The organism is Clostridium sp., assembly GCF_022482905.1.
GTDB lineage: Bacteria > Bacillota > Clostridia > Clostridiales > Clostridiaceae > Clostridium_B.
Genome location: NZ_JAKVOI010000001.1, coordinates 2,892,296 through 2,916,137 on the forward strand (window position 1 = coordinate 2,892,296; position 23,842 = coordinate 2,916,137).

General features: G+C 38.6%; 20 protein-coding genes, 1 tRNA gene, 3 rRNA genes and 1 pseudogene. 6 read left to right on the top strand and 19 right to left on the bottom strand.

What is annotated here, in order from left to right; all coding sequences use genetic code 11:
• Positions 1-15 precede the first annotated feature (15 nt).
• Both araA and LKE46_RS14180 read left to right on the top strand, forming a co-directional pair.
• Positions 16-1,482 (top strand): L-arabinose isomerase, encoded by a 1,467-nt coding sequence (araA, locus tag LKE46_RS14175; RefSeq protein WP_291723676.1) that lies wholly within the window; start codon positions 16-18, stop codon positions 1,480-1,482.
• Between the two features lie 96 nt (positions 1,483-1,578).
• Positions 1,579-2,613 (top strand): aldose epimerase family protein, encoded by a 1,035-nt coding sequence (locus LKE46_RS14180; RefSeq protein ID WP_291723679.1) that lies wholly within the window; start codon positions 1,579-1,581, stop codon positions 2,611-2,613.
• Positions 2,614-2,660: 47 nt separating this feature from the next.
• Here the strand turns inward: LKE46_RS14180 and LKE46_RS14185 are convergent, their stop codons facing one another.
• The 7 genes from LKE46_RS14185 to LKE46_RS14215 form a co-directional block, all read right to left on the bottom strand.
• Complete coding sequence (locus LKE46_RS14185) at positions 2,661-3,404, bottom strand: peptidylprolyl isomerase (protein ID WP_291723682.1); 744 nt, start codon at positions 3,402-3,404, stop codon at positions 2,661-2,663.
• 56 nt (positions 3,405-3,460) lie between these two features.
• A tRNA-Phe gene (locus LKE46_RS14190) sits at positions 3,461-3,536 on the bottom strand.
• 6 nt (positions 3,537-3,542) lie between these two features.
• Positions 3,543-3,659, bottom strand: a 5S ribosomal RNA gene (gene rrf, locus LKE46_RS14195).
• Positions 3,660-3,722: 63 nt separating this feature from the next.
• The gene (locus tag LKE46_RS14200) at positions 3,723-3,887 is read right to left on the bottom strand and encodes a hypothetical protein (RefSeq protein WP_291722585.1); all 165 of its coding nucleotides are present in this window, start codon (positions 3,885-3,887) and stop codon (positions 3,723-3,725) included.
• Positions 3,880-6,766: ribosomal RNA gene (locus tag LKE46_RS14205) — 23S ribosomal RNA — on the bottom strand. The genes LKE46_RS14200 and LKE46_RS14205 overlap by 8 nt, the downstream gene beginning before the upstream one ends.
• A gap of 460 nt (positions 6,767-7,226) precedes the next feature.
• Positions 7,227-8,736 (bottom strand): 16S ribosomal RNA (locus LKE46_RS14210).
• Together the 16S, 23S and 5S rRNA genes with 1 tRNA gene alongside form the textbook arrangement of a ribosomal RNA operon.
• Before the next feature lie 395 nt (positions 8,737-9,131).
• Positions 9,132-10,265: a pyridoxal-phosphate-dependent aminotransferase family protein gene (locus LKE46_RS14215; RefSeq protein ID WP_291723685.1), complete on the bottom strand. Its 1,134-nt coding sequence runs from the start codon at positions 10,263-10,265 to the stop codon at positions 9,132-9,134.
• A gap of 173 nt (positions 10,266-10,438) precedes the next feature.
• Between LKE46_RS14215 and LKE46_RS14220 the strand changes: the two genes are divergently transcribed.
• Entirely contained in the window at positions 10,439-11,035 is a 597-nt protein-coding gene (locus LKE46_RS14220) for a uracil-DNA glycosylase (RefSeq protein WP_291723688.1), read from the top strand.
• Here LKE46_RS14220 and LKE46_RS14225 read toward each other — a convergent pair.
• From LKE46_RS14225 to LKE46_RS14235, 3 genes are all read right to left on the bottom strand, one after another.
• The gene (locus tag LKE46_RS14225; protein WP_291723692.1) at positions 11,032-11,862 is read right to left on the bottom strand and encodes an alpha/beta fold hydrolase; all 831 of its coding nucleotides are present in this window, start codon (positions 11,860-11,862) and stop codon (positions 11,032-11,034) included. The genes LKE46_RS14220 and LKE46_RS14225 overlap by 4 nt on opposite strands.
• Positions 11,843-12,298, bottom strand: a complete 456-nt coding sequence (locus tag LKE46_RS14230; RefSeq protein ID WP_291723696.1) for a VanZ family protein — start codon at positions 12,296-12,298, stop codon at positions 11,843-11,845. Before LKE46_RS14230 ends, LKE46_RS14225 begins: the two co-directional genes overlap by 20 nt.
• Positions 12,299-12,372: 74 nt before the next feature.
• Positions 12,373-12,936, bottom strand: coding sequence for a flavodoxin family protein (locus tag LKE46_RS14235; protein WP_291723699.1), 564 nt, complete (start codon positions 12,934-12,936; stop codon positions 12,373-12,375).
• 147 nt (positions 12,937-13,083) lie between these two features.
• Between LKE46_RS14235 and LKE46_RS14240 the strand changes: the two genes are divergently transcribed.
• A complete protein-coding gene (locus LKE46_RS14240; RefSeq protein ID WP_291723702.1) occupies positions 13,084-13,416 on the top strand; it encodes a winged helix-turn-helix transcriptional regulator in 333 nt (110 codons plus the stop codon).
• A 39-nt stretch (positions 13,417-13,455) separates the two neighbouring features.
• On the opposite strand, the gene LKE46_RS14245 is transcribed toward LKE46_RS14240, so the two are convergent.
• The 3 genes and pseudogenes from LKE46_RS14245 to LKE46_RS14255 all read right to left on the bottom strand — a co-directional run.
• A complete protein-coding gene (locus LKE46_RS14245; protein ID WP_291723707.1) occupies positions 13,456-13,824 on the bottom strand; it encodes a VOC family protein in 369 nt (122 codons plus the stop codon).
• 89 nt (positions 13,825-13,913) lie between these two features.
• Positions 13,914-14,339 carry a TetR-like C-terminal domain-containing protein gene (locus tag LKE46_RS14250; RefSeq protein WP_291725710.1) on the bottom strand — a complete coding sequence of 142 codons (426 nt, stop codon included), beginning with the start codon at positions 14,337-14,339 and terminating at the stop codon, positions 13,914-13,916.
• A gap of 6 nt (positions 14,340-14,345) precedes the next feature.
• Positions 14,346-14,525 (bottom strand): annotated as a pseudogene (locus tag LKE46_RS14255) (TetR/AcrR family transcriptional regulator); the annotation flags it as partial.
• A 159-nt stretch (positions 14,526-14,684) separates the two neighbouring features.
• Here LKE46_RS14255 and LKE46_RS14260 point away from each other — a divergent pair.
• Positions 14,685-16,139, top strand: a complete 1,455-nt coding sequence (locus LKE46_RS14260; protein WP_291723710.1) for an MDR family MFS transporter — start codon at positions 14,685-14,687, stop codon at positions 16,137-16,139.
• Positions 16,140-16,219: 80 nt separating this feature from the next.
• On the opposite strand, the gene LKE46_RS14265 is transcribed toward LKE46_RS14260, so the two are convergent.
• From LKE46_RS14265 to LKE46_RS14280, 4 genes are all read right to left on the bottom strand, one after another.
• Complete coding sequence (locus tag LKE46_RS14265) at positions 16,220-18,607, bottom strand: ABC transporter permease (protein ID WP_291723713.1); 2,388 nt, start codon at positions 18,605-18,607, stop codon at positions 16,220-16,222.
• Position 18,608: 1 nt separating this feature from the next.
• Complete coding sequence (locus LKE46_RS14270; protein ID WP_291723716.1) at positions 18,609-19,283, bottom strand: ABC transporter ATP-binding protein; 675 nt, start codon at positions 19,281-19,283, stop codon at positions 18,609-18,611.
• Between the two features lie 68 nt (positions 19,284-19,351).
• Entirely contained in the window at positions 19,352-20,635 is a 1,284-nt protein-coding gene (locus LKE46_RS14275) for a sensor histidine kinase (RefSeq protein WP_291723719.1), read from the bottom strand.
• A complete protein-coding gene (locus LKE46_RS14280; RefSeq protein ID WP_291723722.1) occupies positions 20,608-21,300 on the bottom strand; it encodes a response regulator transcription factor in 693 nt (230 codons plus the stop codon). Before LKE46_RS14280 ends, LKE46_RS14275 begins: the two co-directional genes overlap by 28 nt.
• Positions 21,301-21,411: 111 nt before the next feature.
• Here LKE46_RS14280 and LKE46_RS14285 point away from each other — a divergent pair, with 111 nt between their 5' ends.
• Positions 21,412-21,903, top strand: coding sequence for an HD domain-containing protein (locus LKE46_RS14285; RefSeq protein ID WP_291723725.1), 492 nt, complete (start codon positions 21,412-21,414; stop codon positions 21,901-21,903).
• A 4-nt stretch (positions 21,904-21,907) separates the two neighbouring features.
• On the opposite strand, the gene LKE46_RS14290 is transcribed toward LKE46_RS14285, so the two are convergent.
• Together LKE46_RS14290 and LKE46_RS14295 are read right to left on the bottom strand one after the other, a co-directional pair.
• Complete coding sequence (locus LKE46_RS14290) at positions 21,908-22,558, bottom strand: GntR family transcriptional regulator (protein ID WP_291723728.1); 651 nt, start codon at positions 22,556-22,558, stop codon at positions 21,908-21,910.
• A gap of 99 nt (positions 22,559-22,657) precedes the next feature.
• A complete protein-coding gene (locus LKE46_RS14295) occupies positions 22,658-23,830 on the bottom strand; it encodes a pyridoxal phosphate-dependent aminotransferase (RefSeq protein WP_291723732.1) in 1,173 nt (390 codons plus the stop codon).
• Between the last annotated feature and the right edge of the window lie 12 nt (positions 23,831-23,842).

Genomic DNA, 23,842 nt, shown 5'->3' on the forward strand with positions numbered 1-23,842 from the left:
GGAGGATCAATAATCATGTTAAAAAACAAGAAAATGGAATTCTGGTTTATAGTAGGAAGTCAATATTTATACGGTAAAGATACACTTACACAGGTTAAAAGTGATTCTATCAAAATTGTAGATGGCTTGAACAAAAGCGGAAATTTACCTTATACTGTTACATTCAAGTCCCTGGCAACTTCTGCAGATGAAATTAAAAAACTTATGAAAGAAGTAAATTACAATGACAACGTAGCCGGCGTAATAACATGGATGCATACTTTTTCACCAGCTAAAATGTGGATAGCAGGTACTAAATTGCTGCAAAAACCTTTGCTCCATTTTGCAACTCAGTTCAATCAACATATACCATGGAATACAATAGATATGGATTTCATGAATTTGAACCAGAGTGCACACGGTGACAGAGAATATGGCTTTATCAATGCAAGATTGAATAAACACAATAAAGTAATTGTAGGTTATTGGGAAAAAACCGAAATTCAAAAAGAAATTGCTGACTGGATGAATGTAGCTGTTGGATACATTGCCAGTCAGGATATAAAGGTGGCACGTTTTGGAGACAATATGCGTAATGTGGCTGTCACTGAAGGAGATAAAATTGAAGCCCAGATCCAGTTTGGCTGGACAGTAGACTATTATGGAATTGGTGATTTGGTTGCTGAAATAAACAAGGTTTCACAAAGTGACATTGACAAAACCTATGAAGATTTTAAAAAGATATATATTATGGATACAGGTGATAATGATCCTGAATTTTATGAAAAACAAGTAAAAGAACAAATAAAAATAGAAATAGCTCTTCGAAATTTCCTGAAAGCCGGAGACTATACTGCATTTAGTACAAATTTTGAAGATTTGTATGGAATGAAACAACTACCAGGCCTTGCTGTTCAGCGCCTGAATGCAGAAGGATATGGCTTTGCCGGTGAAGGTGACTGGAAAACTGCAGCTCTGGATCGTTTAATTAAAATTATGGCTGACAACAAGAAAACAGGTTTTATGGAAGATTACACTTATGAACTAGGTGCAGGCAGTGAAGAAATTTTAGGTGCACATATGCTTGAAGTTGACCCGACTTTTGCCTCCGACAAGCCAAGGGTAGTTGTAAAGCCTCTCGGAATTGGAGACCGTGAAGATCCTGCACGTTTGATTTTTAACGGTTCTACAGGCAAGGGTATTGCAGTGTCAATGTGTGATCTTGGAACACATTACCGTCTTCTCATAAATGAAATAAATGCTGTTGAACCTGCTGAAGATACTCCAAATCTTCCTGTAGCCAAACTGGTATGGAAACCTGAACCGAACTTCAGTGATGGAGTAAAATCCTGGATTTATGCCGGAGGTGGTCACCATACAGTTGTTACCCTGTCATTATCTGCTGAACAAATCTATGACTGGAGCAGAATGGTGAATTTGGAAACAGTTATTATTGACCATAATACAAAATTAAGAGATATTATAAATCAAACTACACGGTAACCATTAACTGGCATATTGATTATTTTTCTATAGATAATCAATATGCCAAATATAAATTTCTGATACTAAAATCTACAATTAAAGGAGTATATTATAATGATAGAAAAAAGTATCCTGGGCTCTTTTGATGGAAATAAGATTTATAAATACACAATTGAAAATATAAAAGGGGTAAAAGTCTCCTGTATATCCTACGGAGCCACCTTAACAGAAATTATTGTGCCGGATCAGTTCAATAACTTTTCAAATATATTGCTTAATTTTGATGACCTGGAAAGTTATATAAATGACAAGTCCATATTCCTGGGTGCTTCAATAGGTCCCGTTGCCGGACGTATTACAAATGGATGTTTTAAAATCAATGGAATCGACTATAAAGTATCCAAAAATGAATCAAATAATACACTTCATGGAGGCAGTCATGGATTCAATACACTTCTATGGAACAGTAAAACCATTGAAGCAAAAGAATCTAACAGCATTATTTTTTACAGAACTATTACAAACAAAGAAGATAGTTTTCCTGGAACAAGAGATATAAAAATAACATATACTTTAAATGATAATAACGATTTGTCAATCACGTTTAATGCTGTAAGCAGCAAGGACACACTTTTTAATCCTACCGTTCATTCATATTTTAACTTGAATAATGATGTCAATCAACTTCTGTCAGGTCACTTCTTAAAGATAAATGCATCGCACTATGCCGAAATCGATAAAAATTTATTGCCAACAGGAATTTTAAGGGATGTTTCAGGAACCCTTTTTGATTTTCGCCAATCAAAAAACCTGAAAGATACATTAAATAAATTAAATAATGACTTAAATATTGATGGATTGGACCATCCATTTAATGTAAATTGTAAAAATGTAGTATGTCTAGTAAATCATAACACAGGAAGACGTTTGGATATAGAATCAGATAGAAATGGATTGATTGTTTATACTCTCAATGGGGTAAAAGGAGTTTGGAAAATACACGGTCAAACGGCAGTGGCACATATGGGAATAGCACTGGAACCACAAACACTTCCAGATGCAATTAATCATACAAATTTTGGAGATATAATATTACCTAAAAATACAAACAAAGAATACAATATTAGGTATCATTTTAGCCTAATTTAAAATACTCCTGGATTAGTCTTTCCAGGAGTATTTTATACAATTTAGATTCACTTTATTTCAACTTTATATTTTTTCCTAAGATCACCGTCAAGCTCTGAATATTTATATGCCTGTCTTTCTTGTAACAACCCTCTTCTTATAGTATCTTTTACTTCATCAAAGGCTATTACGGCAGGTTCTATCTTTTCTTCCACTTTTATAAGATGGTATCCAAACTGAGTTTTTACTGGTTCGCTAATCACTCCTATACCTAAGTTAAAAGCAGTATTTTCAAATTCAGGAACCATTTGCCCTCTGGAGAACCTTCCCAGATTACCACCTTGAGCCTTTGATGGACAACTTGAATACTTTTCGGCTGCTTCCTCAAAAGACATACCCATTGATATATTATTTGAAACTTCCTGAGCTTTTTCAAGACTATCAACTAATATATGTTTTGCACTTATCATTTCTGGAGTTTTATACATATTTTTATTTGCATCATAATAATTCTCAACTTCTTTATCTGTTACACTGACTTCAGCTACAACTTTAGCTATTGCAGTTTGTGTTAAAATCTCTTTTTTTGCTTCCTCTAATTTTTGTAAATATGAACTATCTTCTTCTAGATTCAAATCTCTTGCATAGTTATACACCAATTCAAAAAATACTACTTCATTCAGTAATTGTTTTCTACCCTTTTTTGTGTTTAATTGCATCTGCTTATCAGCAGGAAACTTATTGATTGTATGTTGAATATCACTTTCTTTTATTTCAATTCCATTTACGACTGCAAGTACCTTATCTTCCATACATTTGTCTCCTCTTTATAAGATAAAAAAAGGCTTCAAGTTTTACCTGAAACCTTTGGTGGCCAGACCAGGAATCGAACCAGGGACACGAGGATTTTCAGTCCTCTGCTCTACCGACTGAGCTATCTGGCCATAAAAACCCGGCAGCAACCTACCCTGCCACAGGGCTTCCCCTGCAGTACTCTCGGCACAATGAAGCTTAACCATCCTGTTCGGAATGGGAAGGGGTGTTACCTTCACGTCATAACCACCAGATATTTGACATAAATCATTATCAGCTTCATATCTCTGCGTCAAAGTTCTCACTGCGGTGCTCATTTACGTAAGTAAATTCCGCTCCTCCTTCAAGCTTTTCCTTGATCTATTCGCTGCTAATAATTTATTTACTGTAAACTCTACAGCAAATATTGAAAACATGTGTATTCCATATGGAATACTGCTCTGTTCCCTGAAAATTGCACAGTAAGATGAATGTTTGGTCAAGCCCTCGACCTATTAGTATCAGTCAGCTGAACATGTTGCCATGCTTACACCCCTGACCTATCAACCTCGTGTTCTCCGAGGGGTCTTACCAGCTTACGCTGTGGGAAATCTAATCTTGAGGTGGGCTTCACGCTTAGATGCTTTCAGCGTTTATCCCTTCCCGACATAGCTACCCAGCCATGCTCCTGGCGGAACAACTGGTACACCAGAGGTCAGTCCATCCCGGTCCTCTCGTACTAAGGACAGCTCCTCTCAAATTTCCTGCGCCCGCGACGGATAGGGACCGAACTGTCTCACGACGTTCTGAACCCAGCTCGCGTGCCGCTTTAATGGGCGAACAGCCCAACCCTTGGGACCTACTTCAGCCCCAGGATGCGACGAGCCGACATCGAGGTGCCAAACCTCCCCGTCGATGTGAACTCTTGGGGGAGATCAGCCTGTTATCCCCGAGGTAGCTTTTATCCGTTGAGCGATGGCCCTCCCACGAGGTACCACCGGATCACTAAGCCCGACTTTCGTCCCTGCTCCACCTGTATGTGTCGCAGTCAGGCTCCCTTCTGCCTTTGCACTCTTCGAAGGATTTCCGACCCTTCTGAGGGAACCTTTGGGCGCCTCCGTTACTTTTTAGGAGGCGACCGCCCCAGTCAAACTGCCTGCCTAACAATGTCCCGTGACCAGTTTCATGGCCGCCGGTTAGAATTCCAGTACTGTCAGGGTGGTATCCCAACGTTGGCTCCGCCAGGGCTGGCGCCCCGGTTTCCATGCCTCCCACCTATCCTGTACAGACAATACCGAAACTCAATGCTAAACTGCAGTAAAGCTCTACGGGGTCTTTCCGTCCAATCGCGGGTAGCAAGCATCTTCACTTGCACTACAATTTCGCCGGATTTGTTGTCGAGACAGTGCTCAAATCATTACGCCATTCGTGCGGGTCGGAACTTACCCGACAAGGAATTTCGCTACCTTAGGACCGTTATAGTTACGGCCGCCGTTTACTGGGGCTTAAGTTCATACCTTCGCTTGCGCTTAGTATTCCCCTTAACCTTCCAGCACCGGGCAGGCGTCAGCCCCTATACTTCAGCTTTCGCTTTAGCAGAGACCTGTGTTTTTGATAAACAGTTGCTTGAGCCTATTCTCTGCGGCCCCTTTCGGGGCACTCCTTATCCCTAAGTTACGGAGTTAATTTGCCTAGTTCCTTAACAACAATTCTTCCGATGGTCTTAGGATTCTCTCCTCACCTACCTGTGTCGGTTTGCGGTACGGGCACAAACTTGCTCCATAGAGACTTTTCTTGGCAGTGTGAAATCGGATACTTCTCCTTAATTGGATCCCTGTAACACCTCAGCATTAACCGGATGGGTTTTCCTCCCCGGCCTGCCTCAGTGCTTAGACACACATCCAGTAGTGTGCACATCCTATCCTTCTGCGTCATCCCTTCTGTCAAACGCCAGTTTGCGGTATCGGAATATCAACCGATTGTCCATCGCCTACGCCTTTCGGCCTCGGCTTAGGTCCCGACTAACCCTGGGCGGACGAACCTTCCCCAGGAAACCTTAGGTCTTCGACCAATAAGATTCTCACTTATTTCTCGCTACTTATGCCAGCATACTCTCTCCTGTACAGTCCACAGCTCCTTACGGTACTGCTTCTATCCGTACAGGATGCTCCTCTACCACCCTTTCGGGTCCATAGCTTCGGTGGTAAGTTTTAGCCCCGGACATCTTCGGCGCAGGATCTCTCGACTAGTGAGCTGTTACGCACTCTTTGAATGTGTGGCTGCTTCTGAGCCAACATCCTAGTTGTCTTCGAAATCCCACATCCTTTTCCACTTAACTTACACTTTGGGACCTTAGCTGATGATCTGGGCTCTTTCCCTTTTGACCGAGGATCTTATCATTCCCGGTCTGACTGCCGTGATTCAAGTATATGGCATTCGGAGTTTGATAGGGTTCAGTAACTGTTGTCAGCCCCTAGCCCATTCAGTGCTCTACCTCCACTACTCATTCACGACGCTAGCCCTAAAGCTATTTCGAGGAGAACCAGCTATCTCCGAGTTCGATTGGAATTTCTCCGCTATCCACAGCTCATCCCATGGTTTTTCAACACCAACGTGGTTCGGTCCTCCACGGAATTTTACTTCCGCTTCAACCTGGCCATGGATAGGTCACCCGGTTTCGGGTCTACTGCATGCAACTAGACGCCCTTTTAAGACTCGGTTTCCCTTCGGCTCCGCACCTTAAGTGCTTAACCTTGCTGCATACCGTAACTCGCTGGCTCGTTCTACAAAAAGCACATCGTCGCACGTTAAAGTGCTTCGATCGGTTGTGGACACACGGTTTCAGGTTCTCTTTCACTCCCCTTCCGGGGTTCTTTTCACCTTTCCCTCACGGTACTTCTTCTCTATCGGTCACCAGGTAGTATTTAGCCTTAGGAGGTGGTCCTCCCTCTTTCCCACAAGGTTTCTCGTGTCTCGTGGTACTCTGGTACAGACTGGAACTTTTTCAGCTTTCACCTACAGGGCTTTTACCTTCTATGGCGGAGCCTTCCAGCTCTCTTCACTTAACCTATTGTTCTCTCTGTCTGCCCGAACCCCAGAAACAAGTTCCTGGTTTGGGCTCTTTCCCTTTCGCTCGCCGCTACTTGGAAAATCGATTTTTCTTTCTCTTCCTCCGGGTACTTAGATGTTTCAGTTCCCCGGGTTTACCTCTATAAACCTATGAATTCAGTTTACAGTTCAGTGCTTCCACTGTGGGTTTCCCCATTCGGAAATCTTCGGTTCTCAGACTATTTGCGTCTACCCGAAGCTTATCGCAGCTTATCACGTCCTTCGTCGGCTCCTGGTGCCAAGGCATTCACCATGCGCCCTTTGTAGCTTGACCTAAAGAAAATCCATATTAGCTTCGCATTTCATCGTCAAGTCTTTCGCTGTGGTGCTCACTTACACAAGTAAGCTCCGCTCCTCGCTCAAGCCTTTCCTCGAACTGCTTGCTACTATTAATTTTCCACATATATCTACAAAGGTTATTTCATTAACCTCAGCTTTACTTTACTTTCATGAAGTCTTTCGACTTCTCTTTTTTCTTACTGTACAATTTTCAAGGAACAATTTTGAAGAATATTGAATAACCTGATCCTTCAAAATTAAACAGAATAAAAAATTGTTATTAACTTCGCATCTTTTCGTCAAAATCACTCACTCCGGTGCTCATTTACATAAGTAAACTCCACTCCTCGTTCGCGTTTTTCCTCAATCTGCTCGTTACTATCAATTTTTCAAGTTACTTGCTCAAACAAAATACCAACTTTTATGGAACAGTGTCCTGTTCCTTTTCTCCTTAGAAAGGAGGTGATCCAGCCGCAGGTTCTCCTACGGCTACCTTGTTACGACTTCACCCCAATCACTAACCCCACCTTCGGCCGCGTCCTCCTAAGTTAGACTACGGACTTCGGGTGTTGCCAGCTCTCATGGTGTGACGGGCGGTGTGTACAAGGCCCGGGAACGTATTCACCGCGACATGCTGATTCGCGATTACTAGCAACTCCAGCTTCATGCAGGCGGGTTTCAGCCTGCAATCCGAACTGAGAGCAGTTTTTGAGTTTGGCTCCTCCTCACGGTCTTGCTTCTCTCTGTTCTGCCCATTGTAGCACGTGTGTCGCCCTGGACATAAGGGGCATGATGATTTGACGTCATCCCCACCTTCCTCCGCGTTAACCGCGGCAGTCTCGTTAGAGTGCTCATCTTTCATGTTAGCAACTAACAACAAGGGTTGCGCTCGTTGCAGGACTTAACCTAACATCTCACGACACGAGCTGACGACAACCATGCACCACCTGTCTCCCTGCCCCGAAAGGCTTCGCCTGTCTCCAGGCTATTCAGGGGATGTCAAGTCCAGGTAAGGTTCTTCGCGTTGCTTCGAATTAAACCACATGCTCCGCTGCTTGTGCGGGCCCCCGTCAATTCCTTTGAGTTTTAATCTTGCGATCGTACTTCCCAGGCGGAGTACTTATTGTGTTTACTGCGGCACAGAAGGGGTCGATACCTCCTACACCTAGTACTCATCGTTTACGGCGTGGACTACCAGGGTATCTAATCCTGTTTGCTACCCACGCTTTCGTGCCTCAGCGTCAGTTACAGTCCAGAGAACCGCCTTCGCCACTGGTGTTCTTCCTAATCTCTACGCATTTCACCGCTACACTAGGAATTCCGTTCTCCTCTCCTGCACTCCAGATATCCAGTTTGAAATGCAGCTCCCAGGTTAAGCCCGGGTATTTCACATCTCACTTAAACATCCGCCTACGCACCCTTTACGCCCAGTAATTCCGGACAACGCTCGCCACCTACGTATTACCGCGGCTGCTGGCACGTAGTTAGCCGTGGCTTCCTCTTCTGGTACCGTCATTATCGTCCCAGAAGACAGAGCTTTACAATCCGAAGACCTTCATCACTCACGCGGCGTTGCTGCATCAGGCTTTCGCCCATTGTGCAATATTCCCCACTGCTGCCTCCCGTAGGAGTCTGGACCGTATCTCAGTTCCAATGTGGCCGATCACCCTCTCAGGTCGGCTACGCATCGTTGCCTTGGTAGGCTTCTACCCCACCAACTAGCTAATGCGCCGCGGGTCCATCTCAAAGCGGATTTCTCCTTTTATCCTGAATTCATGCGAATTCAGGTCTTATGCGGTATTAATCTCCCTTTCGGGAGGCTATCCCCCTCTTTGAGGCAGGTTACCCACGTGTTACTCACCCGTCCGCCGCTAAGTCTCCCCCGAAGGGGTTCCTTCGCTCGACTTGCATGTGTTAGGCACGCCGCCAGCGTTCGTCCTGAGCCAGGATCAAACTCTCAATTTAAAAGTTTGTCTCTACTCATTACTGTTTTACTTTACTGCATCTCTGCAGCTCAAAAAAATTGCTGGTTTATTTCTTCAAGTTTTCACTTGTTTCTATTCTGTTTAATTTTCAAGGATCATGTCTCTTCTTTCGCCGCCTCTTTGGACAGCTTTTATAGTATATCATCTCATCTCATGTTTGTCAACATTTTTTTATCTTTTTTTCATTATGCTTCAATGAGTTGATATTACTGACTTCTGTCATCTTTTGAGACAACGAATGTTATTATATCACATGCCCTCATATTTTCTGCAGTAAATATATTCATTATATCGATTTATTATTCTCTACTTATATTATTTACATATTTTCTTCAATATACTTATATTGATACACAAGGTAATGTTGATTCAATACTATAAGCTACTGAGAAAAAATGATGACATATCACATCTGCACTGAAACCCAAAGTTCTCCAATGATTTCTGAAATGCATACAATGTATAGCTGACTCTATCTGGTCTGGCATTTTCACCCATATGCCCTATTCTTATTACTCTGCCTTCCAGATAGCCAAAAGATCCTGCTATCATTACATTATATTTATCCTCCATGTATTTTCTGAGTTCCACGTCTTTTACTCCTTCTGGAACTTCAATTACTGTCACTGTATTGGAATATCCATTTCTTGTATACAGGTTTAATCCCGCTTTCTTTACTGCACTTCTTGCAGCTGCCGCAATTTTATGATGCCTGTCTATTATATCTTTATCTTCGAGTATATTGTCTATGGCTTTCCTGAACCCCAATATATCACTTACAGGTGGTGTATATGGAAACCATTTATCCTTATAATAATTCTTCCAGACAAGCAAATTACAATAAAAAGATGCTATTGGACTTTTCCTGCTCTCCATACAATCAAAGGCATCTTTGCTTATACTTAAAAGTGTAAGTCCCGGAGGTGCTGAAATACATTTCTGAGATGCTCCCACCACTATATCTATATCCCAATCATCTACTTCTAATCTCTCTCCTCCCATGGCTGCAACACTGTCAACTACAGTAAGTATACCCTTCTTTTTAAGTATAGGACAAATTCTGGATATATCATTTAGAACTCCCGATGGAGTATCACAGTGAACTACAGTAGCATATTTAAAATTACTGTCCTTTTCCAAAAAAGCCTTTAACTCTTCTATATCTATCTGTTTCTTTCTATCACCTTTAAAAAATACAACTTGGCCGCCATATAGATTGATGAAATCACTAAATCCCTCTCCAAATATTCCATTATCAATTACGAGAATCCTGTCTCCTTTTTCAGTGAGAGAAGCACAGGCTGCTTCAAGCCCAAGTATTCCTTCACCACTCAATATTCTTACCTCATTTTCGGTATTCAAAAATTGAGCTGTTTTTTCACAGGTTTCTTTATAAAAATCATAAAATTCAAGATCTAAATCCGGATTTGTAAATCTTTTACTTCTAGCCATTCTAACATTTTCACTGACTTCAGTAGGCCCTGGAGTCATTATATAGAAATTTTTCATGGAATTTCACCTCTTATGTATTATTTATAACTATTTAGAGTTGATTATATCATTATTTAAGCCAATGTTAAAATGCACCGATACATTTAATTTAATGTAAATTTTGTTATAATTATATTAGAATATTTTTTATAATTTCATCAAAAAATATAAAAAAAGAAAGGAAGCTTTCTATGGATATTAACAACTATCTAAAGGAAAAAATCAGGCTCATATGTGAAAATTACAGCAACTCACCTGTTGGTGGATATATTACAGGTGACGGTCCCATACCCTGTGATATATTATTTATCGGAGAAGCTCCCGGGAAAACAGAAATAATAGAGGGCAGACCTTTTGTTGGAATGGCTGGAAAGAATTTTGAAAAGTATCTGACTTCTATAGGCCTCACACGTAACAGAGTGAGGATAACAAACACCTGCTTCTTCAGACCCATAAAAATAACTGAAAATAAAAATGGCAGAAATACTGTAAAAAATAGAACTCCAAAGGTCTCTGAAATAAATTTATTCAGGGATATTCTCAAAGAAGAAATTGACTTTGTCAATCCCAAAATAATAATAACTCTTGGAAATATACCTCTAAAAAACCTAACAGAATTCAAATCCATTGGAGAATGCCATGGCAAATTGTCATTTAACAAAGAGTTAAAAACGTATATTTTCCCCATGTATCATCCATCTTCTCTAACCTACAATAGAAATGATGATTTTAGAAACATGTATAATGATGATTGGCTTAAATTAAAAGAAACTCTAATAAAAATTTAGAGTTTCCCACCCTCTTTTTGAATTCTCCTTATCCACTCATCTACCATGTAGTTAAACATATCTTCCTGTTCTATCTGCAAATTATGTCCAGCATTATCAATTACAGCAAAGGTTGCCCTTGGATAGTTGTTTAAAATAGTCCATGCATCCTTGTAACCTACACGTGAATCTTGATGTCCTAAAAGTATAAGGGTCGGTTTCGTAAACTTTTTATCTATTTTATCAACATCAAAAGAAAATTTATATCCATTTTTCTGGAAATATCGCAAAAATTCATGTTTCCCTGCTTCTAAACCTGAAAGTACTTCATCTTTGTACCTCCTATATATTTTCTCACTTTGAAGTACAGATATTGAATTGAAGTTTTCAATTTCATACTCATTTAACTGTGAAAGCAATTTTCTATCTTTTACAAGAATAACATGCTCTGGCAGATCTCTCTTCTTAAAATCGGGTATTATAACCGGACATATCAATAGAAGCCCATCTACCTTTTCAAACATTTTATAAATTATTCCCCTTGATAAATATCCCCCATAGGATTCTCCTGCAAGAAGAAAATTTTCGTCTGGAATAATTTTTCTAATAAAATCTACTATAACATCCAGCATATCATCTGCATTTGTAATCCTTTCAGAGGTACTGCTTTCCCCCATGCCAGGAAGATCCATATATATTCTCTTATAATCCTTCTTATTTAAAAAGGCAGGTTCCATACACCCCATCATCAGCCTGCTGTCTGCAGCATAACCATGAATCATAACAACCGGTTTTCCATTTCCTTTTATATGATAGTTTATTGATATATCATCTATTTTGCATTTCATCTTGAACTGTTCTCCCTTTCTTATACGAATGATAAAAACTCAGAAGGAGTCCTGCAAAACCTCCTGTAGTGTCTATAATAATATCTCTTATTCTAGAAGATCTCCCAGGTATAAACAATTGATGAACTTCATCCATACATGCATACACAAATACTAGAATTAATGAAATTAAAAGAGCTCTTTTGATTTCATGTTTTTTATACACTGCATTAAATATTAATATGTAAAGTATAAGATACTCAATAAAGTGTGAGGCTTTTCTAACCGCAAAGTTTGCCATATTGCCAAATACATTATTAAGATTTACTCCAATTGCATTGAACAAACCAACTACAAATTTGCTCTTCTCATCTGATACGTTTCCAGGTTGATTTGAAAACATAAATATTACTATTATCCATATAATAACAAGTAGCCATTTAATATTTTTATTCATTCTTGAAGCCTTTCCAAATTAATCTTCCTAATTATTATAACATAATCGGGTATTATATATGTTTAAACTATCAATTAGATTAGTGTATGTTCCCCATCCTTGAATGCTCTTAAAGACAACTCATCAAACATTGCTAAATCAGGATTATGACTAGTTCCACAGTAATGAATGCTATCCTCTAACTTCCAACCATATATTTTAAAAATATCATTGACAAATTTAATGCCATCTGCACCTATTTTAGGATCCGGGTTTCCTTGAACAAATATTGTTATTAACTTTTTATCTGGATGTCTAGGTACTAAAGTGTCTTTAAGACCTCCAACCATCGGAAATGTACGATCTAACCAAACTCTTGCCTGACCTGTAATTTGATAATAATAGATTGGAGAACCAAATACAATAGCATCTGCTTCATTAATTGCTTTATACATTGGCCGCAAATAATCGTTAACAGCACATCCGTCATATGTACGGCAATAAAAACATCCTTGGCATCCACGGATTCCAGGATCATTTAAATCAAATTCAATAACCTCGGCACCTTTGGACTTCGCTCCTTTTGCTACTTGTTCTAATAGTTTTGCAGTATATCCATTCTTTCTTGGACTACCTTTGAAAACAACTACTTTTGACATTTCTCAGCGCTCCTTTTAGATATAAAATTTTTTAAATTAAGTCAGTTGTCTATTGACTAACTTCATTATATTAAGTAGCATATAAATCAACAAGTACACAAAAAATGTTTAGTCACTAATATTTATATAAGTAATGGAGGTTGTCTTATGGAAGATTGTTATGTTAGGTACGCTATGGATATTATAGGTGGCAAATGGAAACTCTTAATCATTTGGACTATGTTCCAAAATGGAGTTATTCGATTTAATGAACTACAGAGGAAAGTTAATGGCATATCCAGTCTGATGCTTTCAAAAAACTTAAAAGAACTTGAAGAAGACTCTCTTGTTATTCGTCATCAATATAATGAAATTCCACCAAGGGTAGAATATGAATTGTCAAAACTTAGTCAAAAACTCATAGTCGCTTTAAAGTCTCTAGATAAATGGGGAAATGAAGTTTATAAATATAAAAAACACCTATCTAACATATTTAACTAGAGTATTTTTACTCTGATTAAATTGGCAGACATTTAAATTTTACAAATTAATATTTTTATTATGTTCAACATATTCGATTATGGTACCATCCGGATGTCTTACAGTTAAATTCATTCCTGTTGGAACTTTTTTTAAATCTCTAATGATTATAACACCATTTTTTAATAAGAATTCTCTAAATTCAACAGCAGAGTCTACCAAGAAAGTTGCCTTTGTATCCTTAAATGGTTCTAAAGCTTCTTCAGTACCACCTAAAATTAATATATTTCCTATTTGTGCTAATTCTAAATTCATTTCAGTATGCCTAAATCTTAAATCACAATCTTTATTTAATAATTTTTTATAGAAATCTATAGCTTTATTTATATCATGTACATACAGGCGAGTTAATATTTTTTTTATTCTCATTAACTTATGTCTCCTTTGTAAACTGAGTACTTCACATTATATACAAATACGAATCTTCAGTTGTCAATTAACCTTAAATGACCTTTTTGCTATTGCTGTGTTGAATGTATAAGCGGCATAAAAATGTCATCTACAATCTCAGCTATGGCTTCATCGGATACTGGTTCCAACTTTTTAATCAGCTCATACTGAAGCAGGTCAAGCGGCAGTGAGATGATTCGGGGCGACAGTTTTTCAAGGCAGACTTCACCACGAAGTTCCGCGTTTTTTAAAATCGTCTTCATAGCCACCGTCAGCTTGCCCTCCGACCTTCGTTCGATTATTTGCGGCATGGATGCAACTATATTTTGCCACACCACTGGTTCCATAATAAGTCCCCTGATCGTTTCCGCACCGATTATTTTCAGTGGTTCAACACGTGCACGCAGATAGGTATATACATCGCCGCGTAGACTTCCAGTATCTGGTATTTCATTCGTAATTTTAGGAAAATAATATTTACGTATGGCAGCCATCACAAGTTCAGACTTATCAGACCATCGACGATAAAGGACAGATTTATTTGTTCCCGCCCGAGTTGCAATGCTCTCCATCGTCATTCGTGTATAGCCGGTTTCTAAGAGTTCCCCCCATGCGGAAAGCAGGATTGCCTCTTCCAGAACCTCTCCGCGGCGGCGCGTACCCTTCTTTCGTTTGTCCATCTTTTATTTCCCTCCAGGAATCAACAATAAATGCTCCTCTGCCGTGGAAATATTTATAAAAAACTCCAAGTTTCCTATTGACAAAGGTTTGTATTTATTATATCATAATTTCATAAGAAACTCAACGTTTCTTATTTTAACTATGAAAGGAGTTCTCTTATGAATACAGAAAATGCAAAACCATCAAAAGAAAAACTCGATCCAATCGTGCTCAGGGCTGCTATTGTCCTGGTGGTCGGCGGACTTGCACCGCTGTTTGATTCCACGATGGTCAATGTGGCCATCCATACCATTTCAATCGAAATGAAGGCAACCATTTCTGTTGTGCAGTGGATCACGACGGGATTCGTTCTTGCAATGGGACTGACCGTTCCAATTTCAGGCTGGGCTGTCAAACGATTTGGATGCAAACGATCCTATATCTTTTCCTTGGCAATCTTCTTGATCGGTTCCGTGCTTGCCATGCTGTCCTGGAATATCCAGAGCTTAATCTGTTTTGCCGTTATCCAGGGAATCAGTGCAGGGCTCCTGATGCCAACATTGCAGACAGAGCTTGTACAAATCTCCGGTGGTCGCAATCTCGGGCGGATCATGTCCATCGTCAGCATTCCTGCTCTGCTGGGACCAATCCTTGGCCCGGTGTTAGGAGGAATTATCGTTAATGGCTTAAGCTGGCGCGCAATTTTCTTTGTCAATATTCCAATCTGTATCGTAGCCATCCCGTTAGCTTTGTGGGGAATACCGGCCGATAAGCATGTGGAAAAGGAAGCATCCCTTGATGTGATCGGCATGCTTTTGCTTTCTCCCGCGTTTGCTCTTTTGATCTATGGCATTGCGCAGGTTGCTACGCACGGTGGCTTAAATAGCAGTACAGTCTATGTCCCACTGATCATGGGCATTGTTTTGATGGCATCCTATGTCATCTATGCGCTGAATACAAAACGAGAACCGGCTTTGAATGTACGGCTGTTCAAATCCGCCAATTTTTCCGCTTCCAATATCCTGCTGATCCTGTGCGGGATCATCACGAACGGGGCCATGCTGATGCTTCCGCTCTATTATCAGGAGGTGCGCGGGGCAAGTGCACTGTATGCCGGATTGTGGCTGCTTCCACAGGGAATTGGGATGCTATTCACCAGAAGCTGGGCCGGTAAGGTGGCAGACCGCAACGGTTCACGCAATATCGTGTTGATTAGTCTCGTTGGTATTGCAGTCGGCACTCTGCCATTTGCTTTTGCAGGTGTTGATACGAATCTGATCTTTCTGGCTGCCGCTCTGCTAATCAGAGGGGCGGGACTCGGCGGCTTGCTGATTGCAATCATGATGTCCGCTTATATTGGACTTCCGAGAGAGCAGGTTCCCCATGCGAGTATTGCCACGAGGATCTTTCAAACCATCGGCGGGGCTTTCGGGTCGGCTATCCTTGCTACCGTCGCCCAACAGCAGATGGTGGGCCAGGCTGCCTCCGATCTTCATGCGCTTGCTCATTCCTTCGACGTCTCGTTCTGGTGGGCCATCGGCTTCACCGTGGCGGCTGTGATTCCAACGCTGTTTTTAACCATGTATAAAAAACCAGGATATGAAACAACCTCGCAGGCTGACGGAGAGCAGTGAAATCAGAGTGATTCTTAGGTTCATAGTGATTACCCTTATAAAAAAATCTTTCTCAAGAACCTAAGAATCACTTTATATTATCATTCACTGTACCTGATCCTGTCAATTATGGATTCCTTTTTTAATCTGCTTTCAATAAGGTAGGTTATCAGTATTTCCAGCAAAATAAACACCACAATAATTGCAAGTATAGGTATGAGAGGGAATTCATACTCTGCATAATCCGCTCCTGCCTTTTTAAACAGTTTAAAGCAGAAGTATCCAAGACCGGTTCCAAAAATCACCGACAGTAAAGAACTTATACCAGCATAGTACATGCCCTCTATCTGAAGCATCTGTCTCAGCTGTTTGTTTGACAGCCCCACTGCCTGGAGCATTCCATACTCTCTTTTTCTTGTGAGTATGCTTGTAATCATGGTATTTATGAGATTCAAAATTCCTATGAGGGCTATTATTCCCGTAAAGCTCATTGCTGTTATCTCTATTGCCATAAACTGATCATCCAGTTCCTTCTGCCAGTCCGTATTTGAATCATACATTATCCTGCTGTCCCTATTTACTATAGCTTTGAGCCTGTTTTTTATGGTATCAAATTTACTGCTGTCTATATCTATATAAATGTCAGTTAATTTGTTGTCCCTGTTATCTGCCAGGCTGTCTTTAAATTCTTCTTTCGTAAATACATCCTCATGAGTTATAAATTCATACCCTCCCACAATCAAGCCGGAGCCTGCAATATTGCCGCTTAGTATACCTGCTACGGTGAACTCTTTATTCATGACCTCTCTCAAATTGCCGCTGCTGTCCTCTTTCCTGATTGAAAAAGGTATTTTGTCCCCAACCTTGTATTTGCAGGTAACGCTGCCGTCTTCATTTTTTCTGCCCACTATGAGAACTTCATCTCTGTTTTTCAGATTTTCGCTGGATATATTCCCTCTTATCAGATACTTATTTAACCTGTTCAGTATATAATCATCGTATCCGTATAGAATGCTGCGCGCATTGTTTACAAAAATGCTGGATGTGTTTTTACTTACATGGACATTTTTTACTCCATCCATGCTTTTTATATCATCAATCAATTTTTTATTCAATGGACTTCCATAGGTATTTGTAACTGAAAGGGCAAATTCATATTTAAAATCACGTCTGACAATATTATCTATACTCATGCTTTTTAAAACACTGCATATTATGATAAATAAAACTCCGCTCATGGTCAGAGAAAGCATGGTCATAATCGTACGCTTCTTATTTCTCCACAGATTCAGCCGTGCAATTTTAGCCATGGATATCTTTTTTAATGAAGCCCTCTCCTTTTTACTGGAACTTATTTTTACACCGCTGTATTTCATAGATTCTACAGGAGATATCTTCGAAGACAGCCTCCCTGGTTTTATAAGAGAGATTGCCACTGCAGCCAGACTTATAAATACACATACAATCACAATGTAGGGAGAGGACTTCATTCTTATATTAGAAATCTGTGAAAAAAGATATCCAATCATAAAAGCAGCAATGTGGGCAAGTATACTCCCCAGTGGAATTCCTACCACAGACAGCAGAAGTCCCTCCCTGAATATTATCTTTCTGATCTGTTTCCTGGTGGCTCCCACTGCTGCAAGCAGCCCGAACTGTTTTATCCTTTCAATAACGGATATATAAAATATATTATATATGACCACCACTGTCGTCAGAACAACAATTACTGCTATCACGGCAAACGCCGCCAGCATCATGGGATCTCCTCCTGAGGCATCTATATACATGGAGTTTTTGATTATATTTTTGTCTTTTATCCCAATACTATGACCTACATCAGTGACACTCTTTTCCACGTCTCTATGGTTTTTTATCCTTACAAAGCAGTCCTTTTTTACATTTGGCAAGTTTTCATATACAAATTTTTTTGACACCAGCCCTGTACTCACGTTTTGCTGCTTGTGCATTGTACTGTCCTTCAATATACCACTTAGTACAAAGTCTGCAGCTGAAGAGGTATTTCCATATTCAATATGTATGGTTTCCCCTAAAGCACTTTTTACATTTAATTTTTCAAGTACCCATTTTTCCAGGGCTATCTCAGTGCTTTTTTGTGGAAGCTCACCCTTCTCCAGTTTAATATTTGTCATATCTGCTGCTTTGAAATCTGCGTAAATTAAGGATATATCCGGATAATTGGAATTTTTTCTCTTTACACTCTCAAATGGAATGTATTCTCCTGCACTTTCAATTTTTATGTTGTTCTTCAATATTTCAATCTGCCTGTCATTCACATTTTTGTAGATTCCATGATAATTTCCGGATTGTTCTTCGGTGGAAGCTATTACCATATTTTGAATGCTGTAGATCACTATACCGGAGGCAGTTATGAGACATGTAGCAAGTGCTATGGTTATTATGACAAGAATATTTTTAGTCTTTGAGAATTTTAAATTTTTTCTGGCCAGATTTGATATACAGTTCATTTTACATATCACCTGCCCTTATTTTTCCATCCTCTATTCCAACTATTCTGTCACCCATCTGGGCTATCTTTTCATCATGAGTTATCATTACAAGTGTCTGATTGTATTTTTCCACTGACATTTTAAGCAGCGACATAACTTCCTGGGCAGTTTTGGAATCAAGATTTCCCGTAGGCTCATCTGCAAGCATTATGGAGGGCTTGCTGGCAAGGGCCCTGCAGATGGCAGTTCTCTGCTGTTGTCCGCCTGAAAGTGTATTGGGAAGTGAACTTCTTCTATCATATATGTTTAGAGTTTCCATAAGTTCTCTTATATAATTTTCATCCACCTTCTTATTGTCAAGACCTATTGGCAGCGTCACATTTTCCCATACATTCAGCACAGGCACAAGATTGAAGGCCTGAAATACAAAACCTATATTCCTCCTTCTGAATATAGCCAGATCGTCTTCCTTCATTGAAAATATATCTCTTCCCTCAATATACACATTTCCTGAAGTAGGCCTGTCTAGTCCACCCATCATATGAAGCAGCGTACTTTTTCCCGATCCCGAGGTACCTACTATTACAATAAATTCTCCCTCCTGTACAGTAAAACTTATATCATCCACAGCTTTGACCAAATTTTCACCTCTACCGTAGTATTTCTTTAAAGACTTCGTCTCCAATACCTTCATGTTATTACCTCTCTTTTACATTTGATACACAGATCATAACATGGCAATATTACATATCACTTTCAAACTCACTTACACTTCTGTAAGAAAAGACTAAACCTGCTTCCTTTCCCTACTTCTGAATCCACCATGATATTTCCCCCCTGCTGCTCCAGTATCCTCCTGGTAAGATACAGTCCAACTCCGGATCCTTCACATTCCTGAACCACCCTGGAATTTCCCCTATAAAATCTTTTGAAAATCTTGTTGAAATCTTTCTTTGGTATACCTATTCCATTATCCTCTATATCAATCCTTATAAAAAAATTCGTTTCAACCATACTTATATTGATCTTTCCACCCGAATCCGTGTATTTTATAGCATTTTCAAGCACATTGATTATGGCCTCCTTGGTCCACCTGGGATCATGAAAAACAAAATACTCATCAATATCTTCAGCATCTATCTCTATATTTCTATGAAGTGCTTTTGAATATACTCCCTTTATGGATTTATATATTGTATCCTTTATGGATTTTTTCTCTTTTTTAAATGTGATCATGCCTGCTTCAAGTCTTGACAGCTTTATAAGAGATCCTGTAAGCCATTCAAGTTTTAACGTTTCTTCTTTTATGGTATATAAAAATTCTTTTCTTTCATCTGTATTTATATTTTCATCCTCTATTAGAAGGGAGTTGAAGAGTTTTATGGAGGACAAAGGTGTTTTGATCTGATGTGATATATCTGTAACAAGGGACTTTATATTTTCCTTTTCCCTGTCCAGTTTATTTATATTCAGCTCAAGTATTCTGGTCATTTGATAAAGCCCTGAATATATTTTAGATAAAATCCCCTCTTTATCATTATCAGCCTTTATGGAAAATTTGCCGTCTATTATTTTATCAACTACATTTAAAATTTCCTCAAGTTCTTCTATAATCCTCAGACTGCAGTATCTAAAAATACATATGCCTCCAGCAAGAGGCAGTATAAACACAACCAGATCGTCAATTGCCATAGCATATACATTTTTATTAAATGCAGCATCGTTCCAGGCTTTGACTTCATCATCATATCCATATTTTTTTATGATGCTCTCACCATAATTTAAGTCCTCAGAATTATATTTTTTTAACAGAATGGTTTTTACAATTTCTACTTCATCTTCTGGATGCGATCTTGCAAGAGATCCCACCAATTGTACTGTGGAATTCATCTGATTTACATAGATCTTATTTATCATATAATAATGCAAAAAGCAGACAGCCATGGAAATAAGCATGGTACCTAAAGCCGCTGTTATAAACGCTCTTTTAAATAATGGATTTTCTTTTAAATATTCAATCATATTTTTGCACAGCTCTCTGCCCATATGTATCCTATTCCCCTGACATTTTTTATATATTGAGGATTTGAAGGATCATCTTCTACTTTTTCTCTGAGCCTTCTTATATTTACAGCTATAGTATTTTCATCTATAAAGGTACCGTCTATGGAATAAAGTTTATCCAAAAGCTGATCTTTACTTATTATTTGTCCTGAATTATCCATTAAATATTTCAAAAGTTTTACCTCATTCCTGCTCAGGAACAATTCTTTCCCCTTTTTCAATACCTTCATATCATTTACATAGAAGGCCATATCCCCGGACATGATTTTACTGTTTCCTCCTTTATCACAGTTTCTTCTAAGCAAGGCATTTATCTTCGACATCAGTACCATGAGACTGAAAGGTTTGGCGATATAATCATCTGCACCCAGATCAAGTCCTGTTACAATATCCACTTCCTCATCACAGGCAGTTAAAAATATAATGAGCAAATCACTATTCTTTCTGATTTCACTGCAAAAATCAAATCCATTTCCATCTGGAAGTCCTACATCAAGGATCATAAGATCGACACTCTTACCATATAATATTTTTTTTGCTTCTTCTATACTTCTGGCTGAAAATACTCCATAGCCCTCTTTTTCCAATTTAAAACTAATTCCTCTATTCAATGATCTATCATCTTCCACAAGCAGTATATTTTTCATTATCTTAAAACCTCCATGCTTTTACTAAAATAATATTCAAATTTAATACTATCATTGTGTCTATAAAAATATTATAATAAAATTAACAATTTAAAACCCGGGGAGGAAATTATGTCAGAAATATCTAGTACGGTAATTAAAAAGATGATAACTTATTTTGGAAATGATATTAAAAGAATAAATCATGCTTTAAAAGTATACAGCTTCAGTAAAACCATAGGTGAACTAGAAAAATTGGATGATCACCAGATGTTCATACTTGAACTGGCTTCTATTCTTCATGATATAGGCATTAAGGAAAGTGAGAGAAAATATAACAGCTCGGCAGGAAATTATCAGGAAATTGAAGGTCCCCCTGTAGCTAGAAAATTACTCGAAGATATTGAATTGAATAATAATGTGGTAGACAGAATATGCTTTTTAATAGGCAATCATCACAGCTATAATAAAATTGACGGAATAGATCTTCAGATACTTATTGAAAGTGATTTTTTAGTCAATGCCTACGAAGATAATCTAAAAAGACCTGATATAAACTATATGAACCACAAATATTTTAAAACTCCTTCAGGGAAGGAATTTTTAAGATCAATGTATCTATAACAAGCTATTTCAACATCCTGTTAGATACTTTGATTATATGTATTTTCATATTCTCTGCGGCTTTATTGTATCTTCCATTTTCTATCTCCTTCAGTATTTCTCCATGTTCCTCAATTGCAAGTTTATTATATCGATTCAGACTTCCAGATAATATGAGAAATCTCTGAATTATAGTATTGATGTTTTTTACCATTTCATATATCCATTCATTATCAGTAAATTTTGCTATGCTTACATGAAATTCGTATTCCATCTTTATAAGTTCATCATACTCTTTTTTTATTGATGCTTCCTCTTCCCTTTCTACTATTTTCCTTAAATCTTCAACCTGTGTTCCTTTTATTTTATTTTCAAGGCTCAATACAGCAACTGGTTCCAATGCCTGTCTAACAACAGTTATCTTTTCAACATCCTGCTGGCTCACATTCGATACGATAACATTTCTCGAAGAATTTATATCCACCAGATGCTCATATGCCAGCCGCTTTAAGGCCGCTCTCAAAGGAGTTCTGCTTATTGCCAGCTTCTCTGCCAGCTTTTCTTCTATCAATAATTCTCCAGGTTTGAAGTAATTTGTCATAATGGCATCTTTAATAGTTTCATACGCCTTATCAGTCAATGAAATTTTTGTTCCTATCCTGGGTAATCCATTCAAGCCTATTCCTCCCTTCAGTATCCGTATATGTATACATTTCTATTGAAAAGCAAAACTTTACTTGCATATTTATACAGGTAAAGTTTATCATAATACAATCTAAAATTCAATCTTCACTTTATTCAAGACTTTTTCAATCCTGTCAAAAGCCTTCTTGAGTTTTTCAGCTCCTACGGTACAGGCTATTCTTACATGTCCCTCTCCACATTTTCCAAAAGCTGTACCCGGTATAACAATAACTTTTGCTTCCTGCAGCAGAAGATTAGAAAATTCCAGGGAAGTCATTCCTGTTTCTTTGATATTCGGGAATAGATATATACCTGCTTTAGGTTTCATCACACTCATTCCTTCAATTGAGTTTATCCTTTTATAACAATAGTTCAATCTATTTTTAAATTCTTCTATCATTAAGGGCTGTATCCTCTTTCTCATTCTCAATGCATATATGGCAGCCCTTTGAGATATAGAGGGTGCTGAATAGCATATATTCTCATTGATACTTTTCATACAATTTATTATAAAATCAGGTGCTATAACAAAACCTATTCTCCACCCGCTCATGGCATATCCCTTTGAAAAACTTCCCAGAGTTATAGTCCTTTCCTTCATTCCAGGGAGTGATACCATTGGCACAAATTTATTTTCATAATCAAAAACATCATATATCTCATCTGATATTACCAATAGATCATTATCTACCGCAATTTGGGCTATTTCCTCAAGCAGTTTCCTGTCAAATACGGCTCCCGTAGGATTATTGGGATAATTCAGCATCAAAGCTTTTGTTCTTGGAGTTATACTTGATTTTAATTTATCTGCATCTATGTTAAATTCATTATCTTCAGAGGTATCAATTACGATCATCTTTCCTCCTGCCATCTTTATCTGTTCTTCATATGGTGTAAAATAGGGAGCATGTACTATAACCTCATCACCATCGTCAAGTACTGCCTGCAATGAAAGATATGCTCCATGACATGCACCAACTACAGTCATTATTTCTTCACTTTTAAATGCCAAATCATATTTCTCATTGTACAATTTTACTATTTCCCGTATCAATTCAGGATCTCCTGCCGATTCCGTATATTTGGTATGTCCTTTTTTAGCATCTTCCATTGCTTTTTCACTTATTTCCCAATCAGTTATAAAATCAGGTACACCGAGACTCAAGTCTATTACATCTTCTTGTTTTATAAACTTCTTTGTAGATTCATCCATGATGGTAACTGCATCTTTCCAATGCTTTTTTGAAATAAACCTATGTTCCATAAAGAATCACCT